The following is a 24776-nucleotide window of genomic DNA, read 5'->3' as shown; positions in this document are numbered from 1 at the left end:
TTACAACTCCGTCCTTTGAATTAATTCGTCTTGAGCCTTCTTGCCCATTTGGACAAAATAGGCAGCATATCCTACCACCCGAACACAGAGATTCTTATACTTTTCCGGATGTTTTTGTGCTTCGATCAATTCTGCCCTTCCAACTACATTCATCTGGGCTTGCAACCCACCCTTACGAAGATAAACCTCCATAAGGGATGCCAGCTTGGCCAATCCTTCTCTCCCTTCAACGGTCGAGGGATGCAATCGAAGATTCAACGGTCCGCCTGCGATACGGTTGAAAGGAACCCTACTTACAGAGTTCAGTAATGCCGTCATACCAGATTTGTCCGCACCAATATAGGGAGACTGGTTTTCACTTATCGGCTCTCCAGCTAATCTTCCATCGGCACTCGCAGCAAGCCATTGACCCATCGTAGTGAAATCACGATCGGTCGAGATCGTAGGCATGTATGTGTATAATCCTTTACGCTCTTTATTCATTTTGACCACAGCATCGGCAAAGGCATCGACAACCACCTTGGCATATTCGTCAACCGAATCCAGATCGTTTCCAAATTTGGGCAAACGTGATAGATACGTCCGCATCTCTTCATACCCTTCAAAGTTCGCAGCAATTGCTGTACGCAATTCTTCCAACGTGTACCGTTTTTCTTTGAAGACTGCGATATCTATAGCAGCCAATGAATCGACTGCAGTCGCCAAACCACTTCCCTGAAGAGTAACCTTATGATACTTGGTACCTCCGACAATCCATGATGTGGCTTCGTCAATCGTACCGTCGAGGAACAAATCTTCGATACGGATATGTCCTCTATTCCATTGTGCTTCTGATTCGTAATCCTTTTCCATGATTATGCGATACTGATCGAGAAGGAATGACATCTGCTGTCGGTATCGGTCGATGAATACATCCATTGAAGGACACGGAGCATCCACAGGAAAGTGCTTTCCCACATAGGGTCCACTCATGAGACCGATTTGAATCCTGTCGGTAATTCCAAAATTCTTATTCACTGATCTATCGGGCTCGGAAAAAGGTCTTCCACCGTTGAGTGCTAATTCGTACGGCCAGACCAGATTCATCCACAACTGACGTAAACCACCCTCCAAGGCCGGAATATTTGGATCATTACACCCATAAAATCCATATGAATAGACATCCTTCTCTTCGACACCAAATTCGAGCAAAGCAGGGATCATTGTATCGTCATTATAGACAACGACTGTCGCATTATTGCGCATCGAATCAATAACTTCATTCCAAAAATCCCGATCAATCCCCTCATGCCAACGAACTACAACAAACGGATTTTTCAGTCTCAAAAGGTTCGCTGCTTTAATAAAGAGGAATGATAGCCTATTAACTGCAGACGTCTGGGAATCCAATTTACCTCCTACCGTAAGGTAATTGGGGTCATCGTAGGAAACCTCAAGGTTTTTGATCACCGATTCATGTTCCTGGGACATATGATCCGCAGGGAACATGATCTCGTTATTCTTATTATAGAATTCAATAATCAAACCGAGGGCTTGCTCTTCATTCATGCGACCATTCTCGATATCGCTGTTGAACAGGGGAAGAAGATACTGGTCCATCCGTGAAAAGTTGAAAACACCACAGCCAGCGGTCTTCTGGGAAACAAGAACAACAAGCCAAATGAGCTGTAAAGCCTCTTGAAGAGTTCGTGCACTTCCAGTAGCGATATGACGACAAACTTCCGCGACCTCTTCCAACCGTTTGCGCTCTTCTTCTTGTTGTGATGCTTGAGCCAATTTGGCAGCTTCATCAGCATAACGGAGGATAAAATTGGTATGGGCTTTATAGGATATCAAAGCACCTTTGAGAAAATTCGTCTTATCTTTATCTTCTGCAAACTTACCCTCTTCCAATATAGATTCAACTTTTTCGGTGTACCAGAGAAGACCTTTGCCAATTATCGTCTCCCAATCGTAAGCAAGGTGTCCTAGTGAAAAGAACACTGGATTCCGACGCTTCACCCAACCTGGAGAAAAATAGTAACTGACTTGCCTCTGTCGTTCTTCCTCTGATACTTGAGGACCCCACCATTCGTTGCTCAGAGACTCTGCATATTGCCGTTGTTCATCTGTAGGGATTATCTCTACCACCGACCCTACAATCCGTTCTCCGTCTTTAATCAATACAGTCATGTGCTTGAGAATGTGCTCGAGGATATGCCCGTGTCTAATTGCGAACGGTTCATTCCCATATTTCTCGACAGCCTCTTGCTGCAGAACAATCCGCTCATAAAATGTGGCTTCATCACTTTTATCAAACCATGTTTCAATCGATTTCTTTACATGTTCAGGTATCATATCTTACCTCCACCATAGGTTCCTAAGACAGGAACACCATACTTTTCAAATTTTTCAGCTATTTCCCACATCCGTTCTGAAGTGGGAGTCGTGAATTTCTCTTGCTCTTTGACAGAACCTTGATACGTTTTAGTCTTGTCGACTCCAAGATCATGATAAGGAAGAATTTCCACCCCGACTAGATTGGACCGCCCTTGAAGGAATCTACAAGCAAGATCAATCTCCTGGTCCGAATCATTCATTCCCGATATCAAAGGCATACGGACCAGAAAAGGAATATCGGTACCTTCGAGTTTCCTATAATTTTGCCAGATGAAGTCCGGGTATACACCGGTACATCGGTAATGGTTCTCCCTGTCCATACTTTTAATGTCGATGAGTAGTAGATCCGTCATAGCCAACAAAGGTTCCATCGTGCTCCAAGGTATATTGAAGGCTGTATCGATAGCGATAGAAACATTTTTTTCCTTCAAAAATGTAGAGACCTGTAACAAAAAGTCGGCTTGTAAGAAAGGTTCTCCACCAGAAAAGGTCACTCCCCCGTGGGAATCGAGATAATAGTCATAGTCACGTAACAGTAGATTAGCGAGTGATTTTGCACTGATATCGGTACCGGAGAGACCTAATGCATCGACACGACATACGTCCACACATTTTCCACACCCATCACATAAGGTATGGTCGAATTGTCTTTTTCCATCTTTCATCGTAGTGGCTCCAGTAGGACAAACCCGGGCACAAGAACCACAATGAACACAAGCACTTGTAGTATAATGCAATAAACGTCGATATGGTATGGTCTCAGGGTTGTGGCACCATCGGCAATCCAGATTACACCCTTTCATAAACACCGTCGTGCGAATACCAGGGCCGTCTTTTGTACTGAATCGTTGGATATGGGAATATCGTCCTATCATATAGCCACCTTTCTTCTCTTCTGTAGAAGGTAGATGATAGTGAGCACGATAAAAGCTAGTGCAAATAGGGGCAAAATACCAAATCCAATTCTGAGAGAAACTTCCCTAGAGATATATCCAATCAACCATGGACCAACCAATCCTCCCAATCCTGCAATGGAAAAGAAGGCTCCTGTTGTTCTCAATCCAACCATGCCGAGATCATCAACAAGAAGAGCCACTGTAGTCGGAAAAAGAGGAGCCATGAAAAGACCGGATAAGGGCAACAAGAAATGGGCTTGGACAAAGAGCAAAGGCAAGCTGACCATTATCAATACCGCCAAGACATGTATGATGATGGTTTTCAACAATCCGATTCTATCCACATATCTGCTACTCAAGAATCTTCCTATGGTGAGCATGATGAAAAATAGGGAGAGATAGGTATTGGACAATTTTTCAGAGAGAGCAGCCTCTTGCCTGACATAAGCAATCAGCCATCCCGATATTCCTGCCTCCAACGTCATATACCAAAACAAGAATCCACCCAACACGACAAACTGCCACGTCCAAACGAATTTTTGGTTTGGTTCATAGACGACACGATCATCCAACCCACTTCTGGAAACCCCTCTGGTAACTATAAAGACTGAAACCACCAAAACAATAGCTGCCAGGCGATAGATATACTGCCATGAGGTAAAATATCCAAGAACCATAGTTGCGAACAAGGGAGCAAGGATAGCTCCCACACCATGGAAGAAAGCTACTTGGTTAAGCTCCCTACCTACTCGATCGGGCGATGCAGCGATTCTCGTCGATAGATTGGCCGAGACATCGATCAAACCACATCCCATTCCTGTTAAAAATGTTGCAAAAATAATAAGTATGGATGATGATGCGAAACCGAACAATAAGACACCCAAGGCAGTAATCACTACCGAAGCGGAAAGCATTTTCGCTACTGGAATCTTTTTTAGAAGCGGAACTGTCGCTAAGGTGCCGACAAAAAATCCAAAGTAGGTAATCCCGAGGATTATGCCACCTAGGGCATAGTCAACTTGAAGGGAGGAAACCATTTCAGCAACAGCACTTCCTTTCAGTACATCGGAAAAACCCATGATAAACATAGATAAAGAGGAAATGAGTATGAGGACTCTGGGCATTGGTTGAAGAGGTCTTCCTTTGTGTTCCAATTCTTTCCCCTTTCTTCTATATGCCTTTTCCTGCCATATAGCCACCATCGATGAGGATGAACTCCCCAGAAATCATGGATGCGGCATCCGAAAGAAGGAACAGGACCGTGGGTGCTACATCGGTAGTCTCCAAAAATCGCCCCATGGGGATGAAATTCTCCATCCTACGTCGCTTTTCTGGGTCGGTATCCCACGCCTCTTTACCCAACTCAGTCAATACAACAGTAGGACCTACTGCATTGACTGTAATTCCATAGCTCCCCAATTCCATAGCAGAAACCTTCACATAGCCCAACAAACCCTCCTTGGAGGCACAGTAGGCGCTATGATCTTGAAACGCAGTAACGCTGGAAAGACTGGCTACGGTAACAATTCGGCCTTTTCCAGTCTTTTTCATAGAGGGTACCACCTCATTGGTGAGGAGCATGGGAGCAATAAGGTTCAATTCTACCACTTTTTTGACCGATTCAGCTGAAAGTACACCCATCGGTTCGCAGATATTGATACCTGCATTATTCACTAGACCATCGAGACCCCCAAAAGCCCCTACAAAGTACTCCACGAGAGGTTTTATGGTAGAAACATCTGTCAGGTCGGCGGCATATGATTCACATATCCAACCGTTCTCCCTAGCCATAGAACAAATAGCAGCCAAAGACTCCTCGTCCCTTCCAGTAATACCCACACTTGCTCCATTTGCCATCAACTGGAGGGCAATCTCCTTACCGATTCCTTTTGTAGAACCGGTAACGAGTATCCTAGAGCCTGAAAAGTCGAAAGATACATTTGCCATAGTCACTTCTTCTTCCTTGAGCTAGCCCCGAGAACAAAGACCTTCTGCAGCAATATGAATCCGAGTAGCATACCGCCAGTAAACAATTTGATCCAGAAAACGCTGAATTGTCCATTGAATGCAATGATTGCTTTGATCAAGCCTTGTATCAATGTTCCCAGTAGCGTACCCCAGACGGTTCCATAACCTCCGGTCATGAGAGTTCCACCGATTACTGCAGAGGCTATAGCCTCCATTTCTAGTCCCATCGCAGCCAAACCGTAGCCTGAAAGAGTGTAGAAGGTGTATATAAACCCAGCCAAAGCGGAACAGAAGCCACTGAAGGTGTATACTCCGATTTTAGTATTCCCCACAGGAAGACCCATGAGAATGGCGGATTGTTCATTTCCTCCCAATGCATAGACATTTCTCCCGAACCTCGTTCGTCGGGAGATATACCATGCAAGAAGCGTGATCAAAAGCAAAGCCATCCCTGGAATAGTGAGTTTTCCATTACCGATCCGAAGACCGATTGAAGACATCTGGGCATAGAAGGGATGGTTGATGGGGACCGAGCCGAGACTCAATACATATCCCAAACCTCGGGCAAAGAACATTCCAGCCAATGTAACGATGAATGGGGGAGTCTTGAAGAACTGGATCATGAACCCCATGAGGAACCCAAGAAGTGTACCAAACGATAAGGCAATGACTATGACTAGGAGATTCGGCACCCCAGCTTGAGTCAATACCGCTACGATCATCGCTGTTGTCGATATGACAGCACCAACCGAAAGATCAATCCCGCCAGAGATGATCACAAAAGTCATTCCGACCGCGGTAATACCGAGGACGGCATTATCGGTCAACAGGTTGAAAAAGACCCGTGGTGAGAGAAAGTTGCGATAACTTATACCACCATAGGCATAGAGTACAAGAAAGACAACGAATGTCGCTACAAGAGGGAATTCACGTCGAGTAATCTGAAAGGAGAACTTCCGCTTGTTCATGCACGGACCTCCTTCCCTTGTATTGCTCGGCGTCTCATACTCATGACTTCACGCATCTTGTTGGACTGGATGATAAGAACCACCACTACCACGATAGCCTTGACCAATAGAGTATATTCAGTTGGTATTCCTTTGGTGAGGATTGTCGTAGTCAGCGTTTGGATAATGAATACGCCAACTACCGTACCGCCGACATTGTATTTACCGCCCTCCATAGGAGTTCCACCGATAACGACTGCCAAGATGGCATCAAGTTCCATGTAGAGTCCCATGAACCCTGCATCGGCACCAGTGATATCACTTGTCATCACTAAGCCGGACAAACCAGCTGCGAAGCCGCTGAAGATATAGACGAAAAGTAAAACGATCTTGGTATTGATTCCCGAAAAATTACTGGCACTCCGGTTCCCTCCAACAGCTTGAATATACAGTCCCATGGGGGTGAAACGAGTAACTGCAAACCCCAATAGGATTACACCGAGAGCTAGTATGAAAGGAAACGGTATTCCGAAGAGGTATCCTCTTCCCACGAATTCAAATCCTTCATGGCTGAAGTTGAGCACTTTGCCTCCGGTCAACAATTGTGCTAATCCCCTACCTGCGGTCATAAGGATCAATGTCGCGATAAACGGCTGTAACCCAACTACCGACACCATCAGACCATTGAAGGCTCCCAAAAGTACCGAAGCAACTAAAGGTATGAGTATGATGGCGAGTATGGGAGCATAATAGGTTGAATCGGCTGAGGTAAGATACTCCGTATTTCCACCCCAAACCACCAACGAAGCGATCGAACCGGATATCGCCAGTACAGATCCGACAGAGATGTCGATTCCCCCGGTTGCGATAACGTAAGTCATGGCGACCGCCATAATCAATGTTGGAGCACTTCTACGTAAAATATCTATCAGAGAACCAAACAAGTGGCCATCTTTAATCGTAATACTGAAGAATGCATCGGTAAAGATCAGATTGAAGAACAAGATCAACGCCAATGCTAATAGTGGCCATATGATTCGTGGAATTTGTCGTCCTTTGTTCATGCTATTCCTTCCTCTTTGGCGGCAATCCGAACCATGATTTCCTTTTCAGAAATCTCGTCCCCTTTGAGCTCACCCACTATCTTTCGGTTTTGCAGAATGTATACCCGGTTGGAACAGCGCACCACTTCTTCAATCTCAGATGAGACAAAGATGACTCCCATACCTTCCTTGCTCAATTCAACAAGCAACCGCTGAATCTCCATTTTTGCCCCGACATCGATACCACGTGTCGGTTCATCGACTATCAACAAATCGGGATCGGTCGCCAACCATCTGGCGAGAATCACTTTCTGTTGATTGCCTCCGGAGAGAGTCTCTATAGGTTGGTTTACCCCTGAAGTCTTAATTGAGAGCATTTTAATATACTTCTCTGCCAGTTCAGTCTGCTTCTTGGTAGAGAGGTTCTTGAACCACCCCCTCCTCACCTGTAAAGCAAGTGCGATATTTTCACGAACCGATAAGCCGGCAATGATTCCATCCTCTTTCCTATCCTCCGGACTCAATGCAACATGATGCGCAATTGCTTTTCTTGGGGAATGGATTGCTACAGGCTTTCCTTGAAGCTCAATACTACCTGTATCGGGCTTTTGTGTTCCAAACAACAAATTCGTTATTTCCGTCCGTCCAGAACCAAGCAATCCTGCAAGGCCTACGATATCGCCTTTCTTGACATCGAGATCGAATGGATTCATATACCCACTCTTTCCTATCCCCTTGACAGATACCAGAGTCTCTTTCTGAGAGGAATCGATATGGCTGGAAATGCTATCAAAGTTCTTGAGATCATCTAAGGATTTCCCCATGAGTTTTGACACCAAGTCTAGCTTCGTCATCGATGAGGTCGCATACTCACCAACGTAGTTTCCGTTGCGTAGTACCGTGATCCGATCGGTGATCTCGAATACTTGATCGAGAAAGTGTGTCACGAAGATGATGGCATGGCCTTCATTCTTCAGTCTCCTCATCTGGAAAAATAACTTCTCAACTTCATCTGCATTCAAACTGGAAGTGGGTTCATCCAAAATCAATAATTTGGAATCGAGCTCCAAAGCTCGTGCGATTGCAACCATCTGTTGGATGGCAATCGAATATTCACCCAATAATTCGGTTACATCGATATGAATATCGAATGTCGACAGAATTTCTTCGGCACGACGGTTCATCTCTTTCCAATCAATACCTTTCTTCCCTTTTTTGCGTCTGCCGATGGCTAAATTCTCGGCAACCGAGAGGTTGTTCAGAAGGTTAACCTCTTGGTAAACAGTGCTGATTCCCATTTCTTCAGCATGAAGCGGTGAAGTTGGATGAACCTCATTACCATCGAGCATAATGGTGCCGGAATCTTTCGTGTAGACCCCGGTAATCACTTTTATCAGAGTTGACTTTCCCGCACCGTTCTCCCCCATAAGACCATGGATTTCGCCCTTGTTAAGGGCGAAATCCACATTGGAGAGAGCGATGACACCTGGAAAGGTTTTGGAAACATTGTGTACTTCCAGGAGTTTCTCGCCCATGAATTACCTCTTGATTTTAGTACTTTCTGTTTTCGATGAGAGCAGCTGCCTCTTCCATCCGGAAAATACCGTCTTCCGATTTGATCCACTTGGAGACTTCTTCGCCACGCCAAGCAGCTTCAAGAGCATCGAAACCTTGTGGTCCGAGCAATGGAGTACATTCGACGAGAGCATTCAAATCGCCATCGACCATAGCCTGGAAACCGTCTCTGACGCCATCAATGGAGTAAACCAAGATGTCTTTTCCGGGATCAAGACCATATTCCTTGATTGCCTGGATAGCACCGACTGCCATATCATCATTGTGTGCATAAACGACATCGATGTTCTTTCCTTCAGCCTTCAAGAAAGCTTCCATGACCTCTTTACCCTTTGTGCGGTTGAAGTCACCAGTCTGGGAAAGGATAATTTTAAGCCCAGGATTGGCATTGACCACTTTCTCGAATCCAGCTTTTCGCTCGATTGTTGGGTCAGCTCCGGGAGTTCCCTGCAACTCAACGATATTCGCGGTACCATTGGTATCCTCGAGAACGATCTTACCGACCTGTTCACCTTCCCAAACGAAGTCCGAACCGATGAATGTAACGAACAAGCTGGGGTCTTCATCTACCTTACGGTCGAGCAATACGACTGGGATTCCAGCCTCTTTCGCTTCACGGAGAACAGGACCGAATCCGGTTGTGACCTGTGGAGCAAGCAAGATACCGTCTACACCCTGAGCAATGAACGAACGGACAGCAGCAATCTGATTTGCCTGACTTGATTGTGCATCGTTGTATTGCAGTGTGTAACCGCGAAGAGCAGCCTCTTCCTTGACCGATTCCGTCTCTGCCCAACGCCAAGCCTGCTGGCTGTCACATTGGGAGAATCCCACTACCTTGGGTTGATCAGCGCCTTCTGCCTGTCCAGCACCAAAAACGGCACTTGAGGCAAAGACCATCAGAACAACCATCAATAAAACCATGATGTTCCTTTTCATAACATAATCCTCCTATTAGAATTGTGTTATCAGTGTATGGCCTCCCACAATAATCTGTAAATTTCACTTTCTTGTGATTTCATATCAATAACATGCACACCCACCTTTATTCTTGACTGGTGTATGGGGTCAATATATCATGTTCCAGATGCAAGTGTTGAAAAAATTCCTACTGATAGGTACTGTTCTCGTCCTCTTGGTTTCGGGGTGCTCCAAAAGTACAACGGAACCGGTGGATTCGAGTCCCCCCATCGACAATCAAGCGAAGGAACAAGACCAGCTCATAGTCGGGTTTTCCCAAATGAACCACATAAATCCATGGAGGGTGGCGGAAACCAATGATCTCAGACGCGTTGCACAAGAGCGAGGGTATTCACTGTTGCTTACCGATGCCGACAGTTCTATCGAGAAACAGACTGAGGACATAAAACAGATGATTGCTCAAGGTGCACAATATATTGTTTGTACGCCTTTGGTGTACGAAGGATATGATGAAATTGTACGAATCTGTAAGGAAGCTTCAGTTCCACTTATCATGTTGGACAGGGAGATCAAAGGTGAAGCGGGAGTCGATTTCCTCACCTTCATAGGCTCCGATTTCTATGAAGAAGGAGTACGGGCTGCCCAATGGCTCGCTGACACTACACAAAATACTGCCAAAATCGTAGAGCTGCATGGAAATGAAGGCGCTTCATGTAGTATAGATCGTTCAGCGGGGTTCCATTCCATCATCGATGATATCGAGGGAATGGATGTCGTAGCATGGGGATTCGCCGATTTCGAAAGAATTACCGGACAAGATGTGATGGAGGATATCATCCTCTCCTATGGAAGGGATTTTAATGCAGTATATGCCCATAGCGATGAGATGGCTATTGGCGCTATCCAAGCCCTCAAGGCAGCTAGCATCAATCCGGGAAAGGATGTGGATATCATCAGCATAGACGGAAGCAAAGATGCTCTCAAATCCATCATAGCAGGAGAACTCGGGGCATCCATAGAATGCTCTCCCCGACTTGGAACTGCTGTATTCGATACCATAGAAGCCCATATTGCTGGAGAGGAGATTCCTGCCAGGATCATCATAGAGGACCGACTGTTTGATCCGTCCAATGCCGAAGAGATTTTCCATGAAGGGTTTTGATTGGTTCCCGCCCAGAAAACACTCTTTGGGGAACAGGATCTTCATCCTGACCATGGTAATCACCCTCAGCGCGGTCGTGATTCTTGGATTCTCTTTCAGTTATCTCACTACCAATATCATCGAAGACCACTTTGAGACTGTGTTGGTTTCGATTGTGGATAACAATGCTTCTGAAATCGAGAACCTGCTCGATAATGCTCTGAAGAATGCCTTACGAATCGCAAATGACCCAAAATTCCAGGCAGTCCTCAGAAGTCCCCGTCCCGCAACTACAGCGGAAGCATATTCTTTGGAGTTGGAAATGGATAACCAACTCTCGTTTGTCCAAAACTATGTTGATCATCTTTTTGGCTTCTATGTGATTGGAGCAAACGGAATGCAATTCAAATCCAACTTCTCCTCTCCCATCTATGAAAATTGGCAACCCTTCACATGGTATCAGAAGATCATATCCAGTGAAGGCCCAGTATGGTTCGACCCTCACGACGGGTCATTCACCGTAAACACCATAGGGCAACCTTTGGTCACCATGGGATTGAGAATATTGGATAAGTCCACCGGTGATATTTTAGGAGTACTTCTAACCGATATCGAAGTCGAAACACTCACTGATATCATAAAGAAGGGGATGGGAGAAACAAGCAACTTTATCCTTACCAGTCAAGACAATACTATCATCACCCAGTCGGTCCAGGAGTTGGGAACCACAGCTTCTACTTTTTCCCACACTCGTGATATCGGAGTTGCCGGTTGGAAACTCACTGGCTATTTCCACCCATCGGTTATCAAAAAGTCGACTTTATCGATCATTACCCCGATCATTATCATCATGTTGTCTATTGCTGTATTTGTTCTATTCGCTGCTTCCTCCATCTCTTACAAGATCACTGCTCCTCTTCACGAACTCGCCTCATTGATGGAGGTTGTCAGGTCGGGAAACTTCCAAGTCACCATGGATAATTCTGGAGATGACGAGGTAGCTATGCTCGGAACCTCATTCAATGTCATGGTATCGAGGATACATACGTTGATGCATGACCTGCATGAAGAGCATGAAAAGCTCAGAATATCTGAAATGAAGACTCTCGAAGCACAGATCAACCCCCATTTCCTTTACAATACCCTAGATTCAATCATCTGGTTATCACGGAAAGGACAGATGGAAGATGTTACCCGCTTGGTCTACTCTCTCTCCAAGCTGCTGAGGATCGGACTCAATCGAGGAAGGACCATGGTTACCATAGAAGAGGAGCTAGAACATATCCGTAGCTATCTTATCATCCAAGAAGTCCGGTATACCGATGATTTCACTTACGTTATCGATATTCCCGATTCCATGCTAAAGAACAAGACTCTCAAGTTGATTCTCCAACCGCTAGTTGAAAACGCGATTATCCATGGTGTGCAACAATCCGATAAACCAGAAAGAATTTCCATCACCGCTACAGAAGAGGGACCAGACATCTTTTTTCTTGTGACCAATACCGGTCATACGGTAGATCCACAGACTGTAGAACAGATCAATCGACTCTTTGATGAGGGTATAGAAGCTGAATTCGGGCTGGGGTTGCGAAATGTGAACCAGCGGATTAAACTATATTTCGGTAGGCAATATGGACTTCACTTTTCGTCGGATGACGGATCTACCACCGTTACCGTACACATTCCGAGGATATGATAGTTATGGGCACGTATACGGTTGTTATCGCAGAAGACGAAAAACTCATTCGCAATGGAATAGCGGAATCCATCGATTGGACTGCACTTGATGCGATGGTGGTCGGTCTTGCGAAGAATGGAAAAGAAGCCTATCGCCTGCTTGTCGAAAAAGAGCCGGACATTCTGATAACCGATATCCAAATGAGTGGTGGGGATGGATTAGAGTTGATCCGTGACGTCAATCGGATAAGACCTGATATCAAGGTAATTATCATCAGTGGCTATAACAGCTTTTCTTATGCCCAACAGGCAATACAATTGGGAGTCAAGGATTATATCCTAAAACCGGTCAATATTGAGGAATTGCAAACGATCTTGGGAAAACTCATCAAGAATATCGAAGAAGAACGTACCCACCAGCATGCATTCGATCGGTTCTCAGCCTTCTATGAAGAATACCGCCAAACTCTGATTGATGACTTTTTCCGCGATTTACTCTTTGGCACCTTGTCTACCGAGGAGATAGAGAAAGGGCTTATCCTGCATGAATACGATAGGGCACAATCCCATCATGTTCCTATTGTCCTGTATTCTGAAATCCGCGCTCCTATGGAAAGCTCACGCCTTCATGAGATATTGCAGAAATCGCTCAACGAGATGTTCTCCCGGTACGGCCTTTCATTGGAAAGTCTATTTTTCTTTCCCAATGAGGTATTCTATACAGATATCACCTTGGTCCTTTCGATACAGAAACCGATGCTTCCTGTATTGGATCTCATAGCTGACTTGAAATCCATCATGGGTTCAGTCACCGAGTTCTCTCTTTTGGGTGTCGGAGTCGGTGAAGTCGTCAGTTCCTTAAGTGATCTAGCCTTCTCGTACCAGAAGGCTCGTACACATGCTCTATTTTCCATGATCTCTGGCTTCAATGTGAAGCAAAAAAGCATTGAAGAGAATACTGAAACACTCCATTTCTCACTTCATGATACCACCAAACAATTATACGATTTGCTTTCACAAGTTGATCAAGGACCATTGGAGGAATACCTTAAAACACTGGAGAGAGAAGTCGCAAGAGAAGACAAATCTCCAGAATACAAACAGAATCTTTTAAGAAATGTCCTTATTTGTGTCCTCTCTGCTGGTGATGAGTTAGGAGTACCGGTTAGGAAGTTTTTCCCTGATCTCATGACTCTCTACCGGTATAGCAATATGAAGAGTCTGGAAGAGCTGCTTTCGAAGATTTCTTGGGCTTGCCGTACCATTACCAGTCAATATGCTACCAGAGAAGACCATGCGGCGATAGATCTCATGGAGAAGGCGAAACACTACATTCTTTCTCATTATGACGATCCTTTGTTGTCTATTGGGCTTGTTGCCGAGTATCTGGGGCTGACGCCAGCCTATTTCAGTCGTCTATGCAAGAAAGCTTACGGTATGACCTATATCGACTATGTCACCAAATTACGGATGGATAAAGCAAAAGATACCTTGAAACAAAATTCGCAGATGAAAATCGCGGCGATTGCCAGCAGTGTGGGCTACAATTCATCATCGTACTTCAATTATCTATTCAAGAAGATTGTTGGAATGACACCAAAAGAGTACCAGAGTAACGTGGACTCTCAACCATATTAGCCTCCAACAGAGAAGGTTAATATGGTTCCAGTTTTTTATTTGCTACGCTTAAATACTATTCTTATCTTAAATATTGTGGAGGATTCTTGATAAGTTGATTGATGATTTTCATATGTAGAAATTCTTGTGCAGGAGTGAGTAGTGGCTTTTCCCCATCAATCACACAATCAATAAAATGAGAAATTATTGCATAATGATCATCCTGCATTTCTGGAAGTGGGACAGAAAACCTTTCAATATGTAAGGTTTCTTTTTCCCCATAAGTGGTTTTTGAAAGAATCACTTCTGGATTTCCCCATGAAAGATAATCAAATACCAAAGCACCATTAGAGCCATGGATTATTGTTTGGTTTAGCTTTTCCGCATGCGCATTTGTAGCCCTTTCATAATAATAGGAAACACCTGATTTGAATTTAAAGAAAGCAGCACCATGCTCTTCAACATCAAAATCTGGATAATAATTCCTTGCGATATCGGTTCCATTAAATGTTGAGTTGACAATTTGTTCTAATTCCAAATCATCTTCAAGCAATCCCAGATGAAATGAAAGATCATATACACCCCAGTCTATCATTGGACCACCTCCTGCATTGACCCTTGATAGACTCCATGTTGCCTCTGGATTATATTCAATCCCATAACGTTTTCCATTCCTCAACACTTGGTGATGGATATGATAGACTTTTCCTATCTTTCCCTCATCAATTAATTTTTTGATAAAATGAAATTTGGGTTGAACCCGGCTATGACGAGCAGCAGCAGAGAGCACCACTAATTTTGAATTATCTATGGTAACGTTAATAATATTCTGTACATCCTTTATAGATAATGCTAGCGGTTTTTCAATCATGACATGCTTTCCTGCTTGCAACGCTGCAATCGCATGTTCACAATGCAAGTGAGGAGGTGAAGCGATAATCACGCTATCTACATCAGAATCATCCAACATATCTTCATAGTTGGTTGAACCAGAGGGGATATCAAACTTTTCCTGAAGGCTTTTCACCATTGGTGGAGGAAGAGTACAGATCCATGTTACTTTTGCTCGACCATCTTTCAAGATATTTTCTATGTGTTTTTGGCCGATCATTCCTCCACCAATAATTCCAATGTTCATTGTCTTAACTCCTATAGGTCATTCAATCCTCATAGGGAAGAAGTTCGAGATTCCCAGCGGTAATTTCAATTTTATTTCCATCAGGATCTTGAAAAAAAGCTAAGCGCAGAGGTGTAGTTGATGCATTTTTTGGCTCAACCAGGAATTTTACATCATGAGATTTCAAGTAGGAAGCATAAGAATCAACATCATCAACAGAAAAACACATATGTTTATACCCAAAATCATGGTCATCCAAAACAGCAGGAAGCGGTTTCCCTTTCTCTGTATATTCAAATAACTCAACAATCGCCCCATTCTTAGTTTTTAGGTATACGATAAGAAAATTTCCATCTTGTAGGACTAATTTTCCCATTACTGAGAAACCAAGAATATCTCTATAAAATTTAATACTCCGCTTCATGTCGGAAACTGTTATTGCAACATGGTCGTATACTAGTTCTTGTCTGTTCATCAAAATCTCCTTTCTAGTTTAATTTAAATTCTTCGTTAAATTTGCTCCATTCTCTGAAATAACACGTGCATACCACTTAGCAGAATCCTTCAGAGTTCGTTTCTGTGTTTCGTAATCAACATGAACCAATCCAAAACGCTCCCGATACCCAGCTCCCCATTCGAAGTTATCCATCAAAGTCCACTGGAAGTAACCAAGAACAGGTATGCCCTCTTCAATAATCTTCTCAAGTTCAACTAGATATCTCGTCAAAAAATCAATACGCTGCGGATCGTGAACCTGGCCATCAACTGATACCCAATCAAGATTTGACAATCCATTCTCAGTTATAATTATGGGTTTTCCATATCTTTCGTAGAAAAACTTTGTTCCCCAGTAAAGGGCTGATGGGGTAATATCCCACTGATAAGCGGTTCTAGGAGACCCTGGAGGTTGGGAAATAATTTGAATATTCCCCTCCTTGCCATGCTGTACGACTTCCGAAAAATAATTATTGAAACCAAAAAAATCCAACGGTTGATTTATAATTTCCATGTCTCCATCATTGATTACGGGACCCTTTTCTTTTAATAATTCCAAACCATCAGTTGGATAGTGCCCAAGAAAAACAGGATCCATCCACCAGGTATTTATTCGTAAATAATCACTGTCCATCGAAAAGGTAGCTTGCCTTGCAGCCTCAATATCTTGAGGAGAATTAGTAGCGGGGATCTTCACAATTCCTTCCGGAGCCATCCCAATTTTTAAATTTCTTTTTGTCCGACTTCTTAAAGTCTGTACAGCTTTTCCGTGGGACAAAAGTACATTGTGTGCAACACAGACTAGACTCTCCGTATCGAGTTTGAGTCCTGGAGCGTGTCGCCCTTCCTTATGACCTGCCCATGTAAAAACTTGAGGTTCATTGATAGTCATCCAGTGTTCGATTCGATCAGTGAATCGATCTGCTAAAACTCTTGTATACTCTGCAAACCAGTTGGAACTATCACTATTCAACCATCCACCCTTTTTATATAGATTGAGCGGATAATCCCAATGATAAATAGTGGGATAAGGACAAATATCAGCCTCTAACAAAGCATCAACCAATCGATCGTAGAAATCCAATCCCTTCTCATTAACCTCTCCTACACCCTCGGGAATAATGCGAGGCCATGAGAAAGAAAATCTATATCCCTTTAATCCAATTTTTTTCATTATCTCGATATCTTCTAAATATCTATGATAATGGTCACACGCTTCTTTCCCATTATGGTTTTTAAATATTGCATTAGGTCGACTAGTAAACATATCCCATGTTGACAATCCCTTACCATCTTCGTTCCAAGCTCCTTCTATTTGATAGGACGCAGTAGAGGCCCCCCAGATAAAATTCTTTGAAAATCCCATATCAACTCCTTTTATCATCTAGATAACAGTATTAATTTCCTTGAAAAGAATTCTACAAGACCTTCTATGGTTTTGCAATTAAATTAATTGAAAATTTCATATTCTTTTCAACCTCTTTCACTGCATCTATTATTTCATTTGAAAATTTAGTTGAAACATAGTATGATTGTTACAGCCTAGATATTTCGGGAGGCCAAATGTCAAGAAAGGTAGACTCAACCCCAGACTTGAAAACTATTGCGGAATATGCCCATGTTTCTGTTTCATCAGTCTCAAGAGTATTAAATAATATTGAACCAGTTAGTACTAAGGTTAAACAGAAGGTAAATGCTGCAATTGATGAGTTGGGTAGACCAAAAGTTTCCCGCAGACAACATATCGGCGCTTGGGCCTTGTACCTAGCAATACCGGATGATATGAACCCATACTTTCCAGAAATAATCCATGGCGCCGTCTCTGAAGCTTCTCGGCACGGGTATGTAGTACATGTACTAAATATCACCGAAACACAGAATCCAAATTCTGCATATTGGAAGTGGATCAAACGTGACCCATCAGTAGCAGGACTGGTTATTATTGCGGGGATATTCTCCAACTCCGATTTAGAAAAATTCCACAGAGACTTTCATAAGCCACTTGTTGTTCTTCACCCATGGGAAAATTCAACTCTTAGCATACCAACTATAAAAATCAATTACGCTGAGTCGATAAAAATGGTCACTCAACATCTTATTGATCTACAGCACAAACGATTCGCGTTCTTGGCTGGAGCACTCTACACACCTGATGGCAGATCTCCAGTTGTAGTTGAAAAATTACTAGGTGTACAATCCACACTTGAATCAGCAGGACTTTCAATTGATGAAAATGCACTTCTTGAAGGTCCTCCTACTATTGACTGGGGGTTCCAGGCTACAAAGCAATTACTTTCCTACCCGACTTCAAAGCGTCCTACTGCAATAATATGTTCGAGCGACATGGTTGCACTGGGAGCTCTTCATGCGGCTCGTTCTTCGAACCTAAGTATCCCAAAAGACGTCTCTGTTGTTGGCTTTGATGATATTTCTATGGCAGCACATGCAAATCCACCACTTACCACTGTTGCGATACCTAAGCAACGTATGGGCCGTTTAGCGGTACAAATTATTCTTAGACTAAGAGATAGCCAAAGTACAGCTTTAAACGAGTACTATATGCTCGAAAGTCCCTTAATTGTACGCGAGTCTTCAGGCAGAGCCCATTCTTAACCATTCACAAAAATCCCAGTAAAAACAGGAAACCTCCTCCAAAAGTCATGCTCTTCGTCATATTTCATCTAACTATTTGCCTACAATATGATCTCTTTTCTGAAATTTCTTTATTTTTTCCTGAAATTATTGTGATTTATTTTATTGACTTGCAGCAACAGCCATACTACTATATTTATAAGTTTTATGACTTTTTAAAGGAGGAGCAGTATGAAAACAAAAATTACACTGCTTGTGGTAATGCTAATTTTAGCAACAGGTTTCATCTGGGCTGCAGGAGCCGAGGAGAAAGCTGAGACCCCAGGAAAAGAAGCTGTTACAGAAATCACATGGTGGTTCGGAAACTGGAACGAACCTCGCGGAACTGAACTAGCGAAAAAATTCGAACAAGAGAATCCTGGCTACAAGGTGAATGTTGAAGCCTTTGTTGGGGATGGAATGGAAACGAAAATGTTAGTTGCATTCAGAACTGGTGCTGTTCCAGATGTTTTAGCAGTTCCAAATGGCTGGACAATTCCATTTGCTAAGCAAGGGTATCTCTCTAATATGGACGACTATTATAGCCGATCAGGATTCCCAGCGGATGACTATATCCAAGCAGCTGTCGATACAGCTACTTTAGACGGTGCCGTCTATGGTGTTCCATATCGTATGGAAACACACGGATTCATCTACAACAAAGACTTATTCCGAGCAGCAGGTCTTGATCCAAACAGACCACCAAAAGATTGGGACGAATTACTTGAATATGCACAAAAGTTGACTGATCCTGCAAAACGACAATACGGTTATGCAATTACGGGTGGTGGTGAAAAACAGAACACAATATTCCTAGTACTTCCAATGATCTGGATGAACGGTGGCGATGTCATCTCTGCCGATGGATCCAAATCCATTATCAATGAGAAAGAAGCCGTTGAAGCTGTACGTCGATACACCGATTATCTAAATAAGTATAAAGTATCTCCTCCATCCACATTGGAAAATGATGGAACGGGAATTCGACGTCTTTTTGAGCAGAATGTGAATGCTATGATGCAACAGGGGTCATATGCTCTGCCTAATATCTATGATGCAGGTATTGACGTTGGTACAGGACTAATACCGGCACCCAAAGGAAAAGATCCTGCTGTTATCATTGGTGGATGGAACTATACAGTTCCCAAAGGGGTTGAAAATAGAGAAGCAGCCTATAAATTCCTTGATTTCTTGACAGAACCTGAGAATATGGCTTTCTTTACTGATACCTTCCCAGCTCGATATTCAGCTCTTGAAGCTGAAAGATTCCAAGATCCAATCTTGCAACCATTCAAGGATATGTTGCCGTTTGCACGAATGCAACCGACTTTGACCCAGTGGCCTGAGATTGTGAATGTCATTTTTACAGAAATACAGCAAATATTGTTGGGAGCAAAGGAAGTCCAACCTGCAATGGATGATGCAGCAAAGAAAATCAATCAACTTCTATAGTCCAACATCTTACGACAGGAGGAGATATCTCCTCCTGTCTTTTTTGGAGATAATCACTCATGACTGTATGGAAAAATGTACTAAAAAGACGATTCTCAGGATTTGGATTTGTATTACCAGTACTGATATTTTTACTTCTGTTTGTTACATATCCAATAATTTCAAATACAATTCTTAGTTTCACTAATAGCAGTAATAAATTCGTAGGTTTGGACAATTTCAAATCAGTGTTCGCAGACGATACAGCTGTGTTTAGCATCATCAACTCCCTTTTATATGTAGGAGCCTCAGTAATTGGCCAATTGATTATAGGAACTTTGGCAGGGATCTTGCTAAACCGTGAATTTAAAGGAAAAGGAGTTGCTAGAAGCGCTGTACTAATCCCCTGGGTAATTCCCGGTGCAGTTGCAGCAACCACCTGGGCTTGGATGTATCATAGCGACTATGGAATTATTAGCCATATTTTCATGGAACTTGGAATACTATCTGATAGAGGACCACTAGCAATGCCTGGCTTAGTCATGCCAGCTCTAATTCTTGTTAATGTTTGGAAAATGTTCCCCTTCGTAGCAGTAATGGTTCTAGCTGGATTAAAAGGGATCGAACAAAGTCTTTTTGAGGCTGCTGATGTCGATGGGGCGTCTCTTCTTCAGAAACTATGGTACATTACCATCCCACAATTACGACCAATCTTAACTACACTGCTGTTGCTTTTGACTATCTGGGGGTTCAACTCGATTACCTTGATTTATACCATGACCGGAGGTGGACCAGCAAACCTCTCCATGATTCTACCCATCCATATATTTCAACAGACCTTCCAATATTATAACTTGAATAAAGCTGCAGCCGAGTCGATCATCTTATTCTTTGTATTATTGATAATTATTGTAATGTATATGAGAACTCTAACAGAAAAGGATGCAAGATAGTCTATGAAGCATAAAGATAGTAAACCTCTAAGGATTCTTTCCGTCTTTTTTTTGATAATAATCGCAATATTTGCCGTTTTCCCATTTTTATGGATGTTGATATCTTCTATCAAACCAAAAATTGAGCTCTACGCTATCCCTCCATCCTTTCTCCCAGGAGCAGCAACGCTTTCCCATTATTCGACAGTATTTACTGCTTCCAATATTCCTCGTTACTTTCTAAATAGTATGGTAATAGCGGCTGGAGCAACAGGGATTGCATTAGTTATTGCAATTTTGGCGGCTTATGGATTTTCTCGTTTTAATTTTATCGGTAAAAAATCCCTAAAATTAGCAATACTCACAAGTCAAATGATTCCTACAGCAGCTATTATTGTTCCGTTATTCATAACATTAAGAATTTTAGGACTAATCAATACCTATCTAGGACTCATTCTCACCTATTTAATACTTACCTTACCGCTTAGCGTCTGGATGCTTACAAGCTACTTTGTAAATATCCCAGTTGAAATGGAAGAGTGTGCGCAACTTGACGGAGCAAGTAGACTGAGAATTCTCTTTTCAATAGTAATACCAGTGTCTTTACCTGGTATCGTCGCAACAATTATTTATTGTTTTGTGACATCCTGGAATGAATTTTTATTCGCATTAAGCTTTGCTCAAGATACAACAGTTAAAACATTACCTATTGGGTTAGCAGAATTTACTAAAGAATTTGATACAGATTGGGGAGCTCTTATGGCAGCATCTGTAACAATGACAATTCCAATTGTTGCACTCTTCTTTGCATTACAAAAGCACTTCATTGCTGGACTCTCTACAGGCTCTGTCAAATAAAAAAAGGAAATTCTACCGATATGAAAAATCAATCCGAGAAAGAAATTTTACCTGAAAGAAAACTCCCCTTTTTTACAGGGGAGGTATCACAGCAGGATTATCCTATAAAAATACCGAAAAAGACTGAACAACCTCGTAAATTGGAAATAAGTGATATCGAACGTATCAATCGCTTTAAAAGATTGTATGGGGGGTGCGTTTGTGATGCTCTTTTTCTTTGTGGTGTAGTTGATACCATAATTGCGCACACGATTAAACCATTAAGAGAACATGATGTAATTGCAGGAAGATGCCTCCCAATCAAATGGCACTCCCTTGCTCCTGAAACTCATTTATCAATAAAAGAAAAAAATAGAAGAATTAAAGAATGGGAAAAGTATAGTTCTCCGCAGAAATTAATGCATGAGGCTGTCTTCCCGGGTTCTGTTTTAGTGTTTGATACCGGAGGAGATAGACAGGCTGCGCAATTTGGAGAAATGAGTTGTCGATTAGCAAAATCTAGAGGATGTGTCGGAGTTGTGAATTCAGGAATGACGCGTGATGCAAAATATATTCTAAGTATCAACGATTTTCCTTACTTCACATATGGTACGACACCAAATGCATATGGGGGATGGAGAGTAATCGATGTGAATGTTCCAATCTATATGCCTGGCCATCTCCGTTACTATGTTACAGTAAATCCCAACGATTTTATTTTCGGTGATGATGATGGTCTACAAATAATCCCAAGCCCACTAGTCGACGAGGTCTTGCTAAAAGCAGAGGAGATATTCACTTTCGAAGAAAAAGAGAGAGAATTGATAAGGGAAGGTCTTCCAATAGAAGAAGTTTATAAAAAGTTTGGTGATCTATGAATAATCGAAAATTAGAGAGTTCCCAAGTTCAACTCTCTGAACTTGGGTTTGGTACTAGTTCATATCAACAAGGAACAAAAGGAAGACTTTCGTCCAAAGAATTTGAAAAGTTAATAAATATTGCTATTGAAAATGGTATCACCCATATTGATACTGCAAAGACTTACTTGGGAGGAAAAAGCGAGAGCTGGGTCGGTCAAAGTCTGAGTAATCTGGGTGTTCGAAAAGTTGTAACTATAGCAACTAAAAGCCATCTTCAAGCATCTTCTAAAAAGAGCAAACAAGTTATTGATCATAGCTTTGAACAACTTGCTGTTGAATACATTGACATATATTATATTCATTGGCCAAAGGAAGGAATTTCTTCCGCTGCAATGCTCCAAACTCTTTTTGATTATAAGGAGAAAGGATTAATAGGTGCTGTTGGGGTTTGTAATTACCCAGTCTCACGTATGCAAGAATGGATTTCTGATTTTCCTATTGATCTTTACCAATTGGGATATAGCCTTCTATGGAGGATCCCAGAATTGGAAATTATTCCATTTTGCCATGAGCATAATATCGGATTGGTTTCTTACAGCAGCCTGGCACAAGGGCTACTAACGCCACGCATATTCCCAAAAGTATTACCAGATGAAGACGTCAGACGCAATTCTGTACTTTTCAGAGACAACACTTACCAGAAGGTTTTGGCTACTCAAACTGAATTGAAAGCTCATGCCATCTCTTCAGGCCTCTCCATTCAGACTCTTGCTATCGGATGGCTACTATCACAACGAGCCATCAAATCGGTATTATTCAATGCTTCTACAGAAAAACAACTTTATGAAAATATTTCTGCATATAAAAATAATATCAATAATGAAATTATTAAAAATGCAACAAAAATTACCGATGAATTGAAACACATACTTCCACATCTTGATACACTTTTTTCATAATCAACAAAGAAGAGGAGACCCCAATGAAAATCACTCGTATCGATATTATTACAACACGTTCTAAGACTAGGCTGATGTGGGTACAAATCCATACAGATTCAGGATTAATTGGACTAGGAGAAACATATGATAAAGTAGCGGCAGCTAAAGCTTCAATAATAGAGGTCTTTGCTCGTCAATTAATTGGGAAGGATCCACTTCGGATAGAATATCTTTGGCGGAATATGCATGATTTCGTAAACATGCATGGTTATGCTGGAGGAGAATTCAGAGCTCTCTCTGCTATTGATATGGCATTGTGGGACCTCTTAGGCAAGACTACGGGTTTACCAGTATATGCATTATTAGGAGGACGAGTCAGGGAGACAATTCCAGTCTATAATACCTGTGTAAACTGGTCGAATTTATATAATAGTTGGAAAGCTGATTTTAATGATACAATCAAAGAAGCCGAAAAACTTATCGAACTAGGATACAGAGGAATGAAAATTGACCCATTCTTGCGTTATGCAGGGAAAAGTTTTGGGCAAAACCTATGTAAAAATGACTTGAAAGTTGGAACTGATCATATTAGAGCGATAAGAAATGCATGTGGTGATAAAATCGAAATCATGCTTGATTTACATGCTGCATGGAATCTTCCTGCAGCCAAAAGCATTATTAAAGCTGTTGAACCACTTGATATTACATTTGTTGAAGAACCTGTACTTCCAAATGAAAGAGAGTCAATGAAGGAGCTACGTACATTTACAGATATTCCAATACTAGAAAGCGAACGATACTTCACGCGTTGGCAGGTTAAAGATCTACTAGTTGAACGTTGTACTGACATACTCATGTTTGACTTGGCTTGGACAGGAGGGATTTCCGAAGGAAAAAAGATTGCTACGATGGCAGAATGTTTTGGTATCCCAATTTCTCCACATAATTGTGGTGGTCCTGTTACAGCAGCAGCTAGTGCACATATATGTATGAACGTGCCAAATGTATATATTATGGAAGCTGTTGAGGAATACTCTTCGTATTTCAACGATTATACTACACACAATATCACCTGCAAGCAAGGATTAGTGAGCTTAGACGATAAGCCAGGCTTAGGCCCTGAACTTTCACAATCCTTCCTTACTAGCGGTGACGCGGAAATCATAACTATTGATGAAAAAACCATACAGATCATGAACGATGGAGTCTTATGGCCGATTTTGAATAGGTAGATAATTCACCATCGTACTTCAATTATCTATTCAAGAAGATTGTGGGAATGACACCAAAAGAGTACCAGAGCGAATCATAACACGACGAAAAGGAGTGGAATCATATAGGATCCACTCCTTTTCAAATAATTGT

At 42.3% G+C, this 24776-nt stretch carries 21 protein-coding genes and 1 pseudogene; 11 read left to right on the top strand and 11 right to left on the bottom strand.

All coding sequences use genetic code 11. From position 1 onward, the window contains the following. Genes ACODJP_RS07720 through ACODJP_RS07685 form a run of 8 tightly spaced genes read right to left on the bottom strand, consistent with a single transcriptional unit; the run spans position 1 to position 9747 of the window. The gene (locus tag ACODJP_RS07720) at positions 1 to 2337 is read right to left on the bottom strand and encodes a pyruvate formate lyase family protein (RefSeq protein WP_422480190.1); all 2337 of its coding nucleotides are present in this window, start codon (positions 2335 to 2337) and stop codon (positions 1 to 3) included. Further along, complete coding sequence (locus ACODJP_RS07715) at positions 2334 to 3254, bottom strand: glycyl-radical enzyme activating protein (RefSeq protein ID WP_422480188.1); 921 nt, start codon at positions 3252 to 3254, stop codon at positions 2334 to 2336. The genes ACODJP_RS07720 and ACODJP_RS07715 overlap by 4 nt, the downstream gene beginning before the upstream one ends. Next, on the bottom strand, positions 3251 to 4429 hold the full coding sequence (locus tag ACODJP_RS07710; RefSeq protein WP_422480186.1) for an MFS transporter: 1179 nt from the start codon (positions 4427 to 4429) through the stop codon (positions 3251 to 3253). Before ACODJP_RS07710 ends, ACODJP_RS07715 begins: the two co-directional genes overlap by 4 nt. A gap of 16 nt (positions 4430 to 4445) precedes the next feature. Continuing rightward, positions 4446 to 5222, bottom strand: coding sequence for an SDR family NAD(P)-dependent oxidoreductase (locus ACODJP_RS07705; RefSeq protein WP_422480184.1), 777 nt, complete (start codon positions 5220 to 5222; stop codon positions 4446 to 4448). A 2-nt stretch (positions 5223 to 5224) separates the two neighbouring features. Then, positions 5225 to 6211, bottom strand: a complete 987-nt coding sequence (gene yjfF, locus ACODJP_RS07700) for a galactofuranose ABC transporter, permease protein YjfF (protein WP_422480182.1) — start codon at positions 6209 to 6211, stop codon at positions 5225 to 5227. Beyond that, positions 6208 to 7254 carry an ABC transporter permease gene (locus tag ACODJP_RS07695; protein WP_422480180.1) on the bottom strand — a complete coding sequence of 349 codons (1047 nt, stop codon included), beginning with the start codon at positions 7252 to 7254 and terminating at the stop codon, positions 6208 to 6210. The genes yjfF and ACODJP_RS07695 overlap by 4 nt, the downstream gene beginning before the upstream one ends. After that, positions 7251 to 8768: a sugar ABC transporter ATP-binding protein gene (locus tag ACODJP_RS07690; RefSeq protein ID WP_422480178.1), complete on the bottom strand. Its 1518-nt coding sequence runs from the start codon at positions 8766 to 8768 to the stop codon at positions 7251 to 7253. The genes ACODJP_RS07695 and ACODJP_RS07690 overlap by 4 nt, the downstream gene beginning before the upstream one ends. 16 nt (positions 8769 to 8784) lie before the next feature. Beyond that, positions 8785 to 9747: an ABC transporter substrate-binding protein gene (locus tag ACODJP_RS07685; RefSeq protein ID WP_422480176.1), complete on the bottom strand. Its 963-nt coding sequence runs from the start codon at positions 9745 to 9747 to the stop codon at positions 8785 to 8787. A 148-nt stretch (positions 9748 to 9895) separates the two neighbouring features. On the opposite strand from ACODJP_RS07685, the gene ACODJP_RS07680 reads away from it, so the two are divergent. Genes ACODJP_RS07680 through ACODJP_RS07670 form a run of 3 tightly spaced genes read left to right on the top strand, consistent with a single transcriptional unit; the run spans position 9896 to position 14188 of the window. Then, entirely contained in the window at positions 9896 to 10891 is a 996-nt protein-coding gene (locus ACODJP_RS07680; RefSeq protein ID WP_422480174.1) for an ABC transporter substrate-binding protein, read from the top strand. Further along, positions 10878 to 12569 (top strand): cache domain-containing sensor histidine kinase, encoded by a 1692-nt coding sequence (locus ACODJP_RS07675; RefSeq protein WP_422480172.1) that lies wholly within the window; start codon positions 10878 to 10880, stop codon positions 12567 to 12569. The genes ACODJP_RS07680 and ACODJP_RS07675 overlap by 14 nt, the downstream gene beginning before the upstream one ends. 5 nt (positions 12570 to 12574) lie before the next feature. Then, positions 12575 to 14188, top strand: a complete 1614-nt coding sequence (locus ACODJP_RS07670) for a response regulator (protein ID WP_422480170.1) — start codon at positions 12575 to 12577, stop codon at positions 14186 to 14188. A gap of 61 nt (positions 14189 to 14249) precedes the next feature. Here ACODJP_RS07670 and ACODJP_RS07665 read toward each other — a convergent pair whose 3' ends face one another. From ACODJP_RS07665 to ACODJP_RS07655, 3 genes are read right to left on the bottom strand one after another with little or no spacing between them, the layout of a single operon-like run. After that, positions 14250 to 15305: a Gfo/Idh/MocA family protein gene (locus ACODJP_RS07665; protein ID WP_422480168.1), complete on the bottom strand. Its 1056-nt coding sequence runs from the start codon at positions 15303 to 15305 to the stop codon at positions 14250 to 14252. A 22-nt stretch (positions 15306 to 15327) separates the two neighbouring features. Further along, positions 15328 to 15759 carry a VOC family protein gene (locus ACODJP_RS07660; RefSeq protein WP_422480166.1) on the bottom strand — a complete coding sequence of 144 codons (432 nt, stop codon included), beginning with the start codon at positions 15757 to 15759 and terminating at the stop codon, positions 15328 to 15330. A gap of 18 nt (positions 15760 to 15777) precedes the next feature. Then, positions 15778 to 17145, bottom strand: coding sequence for a GH1 family beta-glucosidase (locus tag ACODJP_RS07655; RefSeq protein WP_422480164.1), 1368 nt, complete (start codon positions 17143 to 17145; stop codon positions 15778 to 15780). Between the two features lie 197 nt (positions 17146 to 17342). Between ACODJP_RS07655 and ACODJP_RS07650 the strand changes: the two genes are divergently transcribed. From ACODJP_RS07650 to ACODJP_RS07615, 8 genes and pseudogenes are all read left to right on the top strand, one after another. Further along, on the top strand, positions 17343 to 18392 hold the full coding sequence (locus ACODJP_RS07650) for a LacI family DNA-binding transcriptional regulator (RefSeq protein WP_422480162.1): 1050 nt from the start codon (positions 17343 to 17345) through the stop codon (positions 18390 to 18392). Between the two features lie 210 nt (positions 18393 to 18602). Next, entirely contained in the window at positions 18603 to 19862 is a 1260-nt protein-coding gene (locus tag ACODJP_RS07645; protein ID WP_422480160.1) for an ABC transporter substrate-binding protein, read from the top strand. Positions 19863 to 19921: 59 nt separating this feature from the next. Further along, the gene (locus tag ACODJP_RS07640; RefSeq protein ID WP_422480158.1) at positions 19922 to 20794 is read left to right on the top strand and encodes a carbohydrate ABC transporter permease; all 873 of its coding nucleotides are present in this window, start codon (positions 19922 to 19924) and stop codon (positions 20792 to 20794) included. A 3-nt stretch (positions 20795 to 20797) separates the two neighbouring features. After that, the gene (locus ACODJP_RS07635; RefSeq protein ID WP_422480156.1) at positions 20798 to 21631 is read left to right on the top strand and encodes a carbohydrate ABC transporter permease; all 834 of its coding nucleotides are present in this window, start codon (positions 20798 to 20800) and stop codon (positions 21629 to 21631) included. Positions 21632 to 21651: 20 nt separating this feature from the next. Continuing rightward, the gene (locus ACODJP_RS07630) at positions 21652 to 22488 is read left to right on the top strand and encodes an RraA family protein (protein ID WP_422480154.1); all 837 of its coding nucleotides are present in this window, start codon (positions 21652 to 21654) and stop codon (positions 22486 to 22488) included. Next, positions 22485 to 23429, top strand: coding sequence for an aldo/keto reductase (locus ACODJP_RS07625; protein ID WP_422480152.1), 945 nt, complete (start codon positions 22485 to 22487; stop codon positions 23427 to 23429). Before ACODJP_RS07630 ends, ACODJP_RS07625 begins: the two co-directional genes overlap by 4 nt. A gap of 23 nt (positions 23430 to 23452) precedes the next feature. Beyond that, the gene (locus ACODJP_RS07620; RefSeq protein ID WP_422480150.1) at positions 23453 to 24643 is read left to right on the top strand and encodes a mandelate racemase/muconate lactonizing enzyme family protein; all 1191 of its coding nucleotides are present in this window, start codon (positions 23453 to 23455) and stop codon (positions 24641 to 24643) included. A gap of 8 nt (positions 24644 to 24651) precedes the next feature. Then, positions 24652 to 24723 (top strand): annotated as a pseudogene (locus ACODJP_RS07615) (AraC family transcriptional regulator); the annotation flags it as partial. Between the last annotated feature and the right edge of the window lie 53 nt (positions 24724 to 24776).

The sequence above is a fragment of the Pleomorphochaeta sp. DL1XJH-081 genome (genome assembly GCF_049310885.1).
Taxonomy (GTDB): Bacteria; Spirochaetota; Spirochaetia; order Sphaerochaetales; family Sphaerochaetaceae; genus CAYZJV01.
The sequence above is the reverse complement of the archived record's forward strand: the minus strand, read 5'-3'. Positions and strand labels throughout refer to the sequence as shown.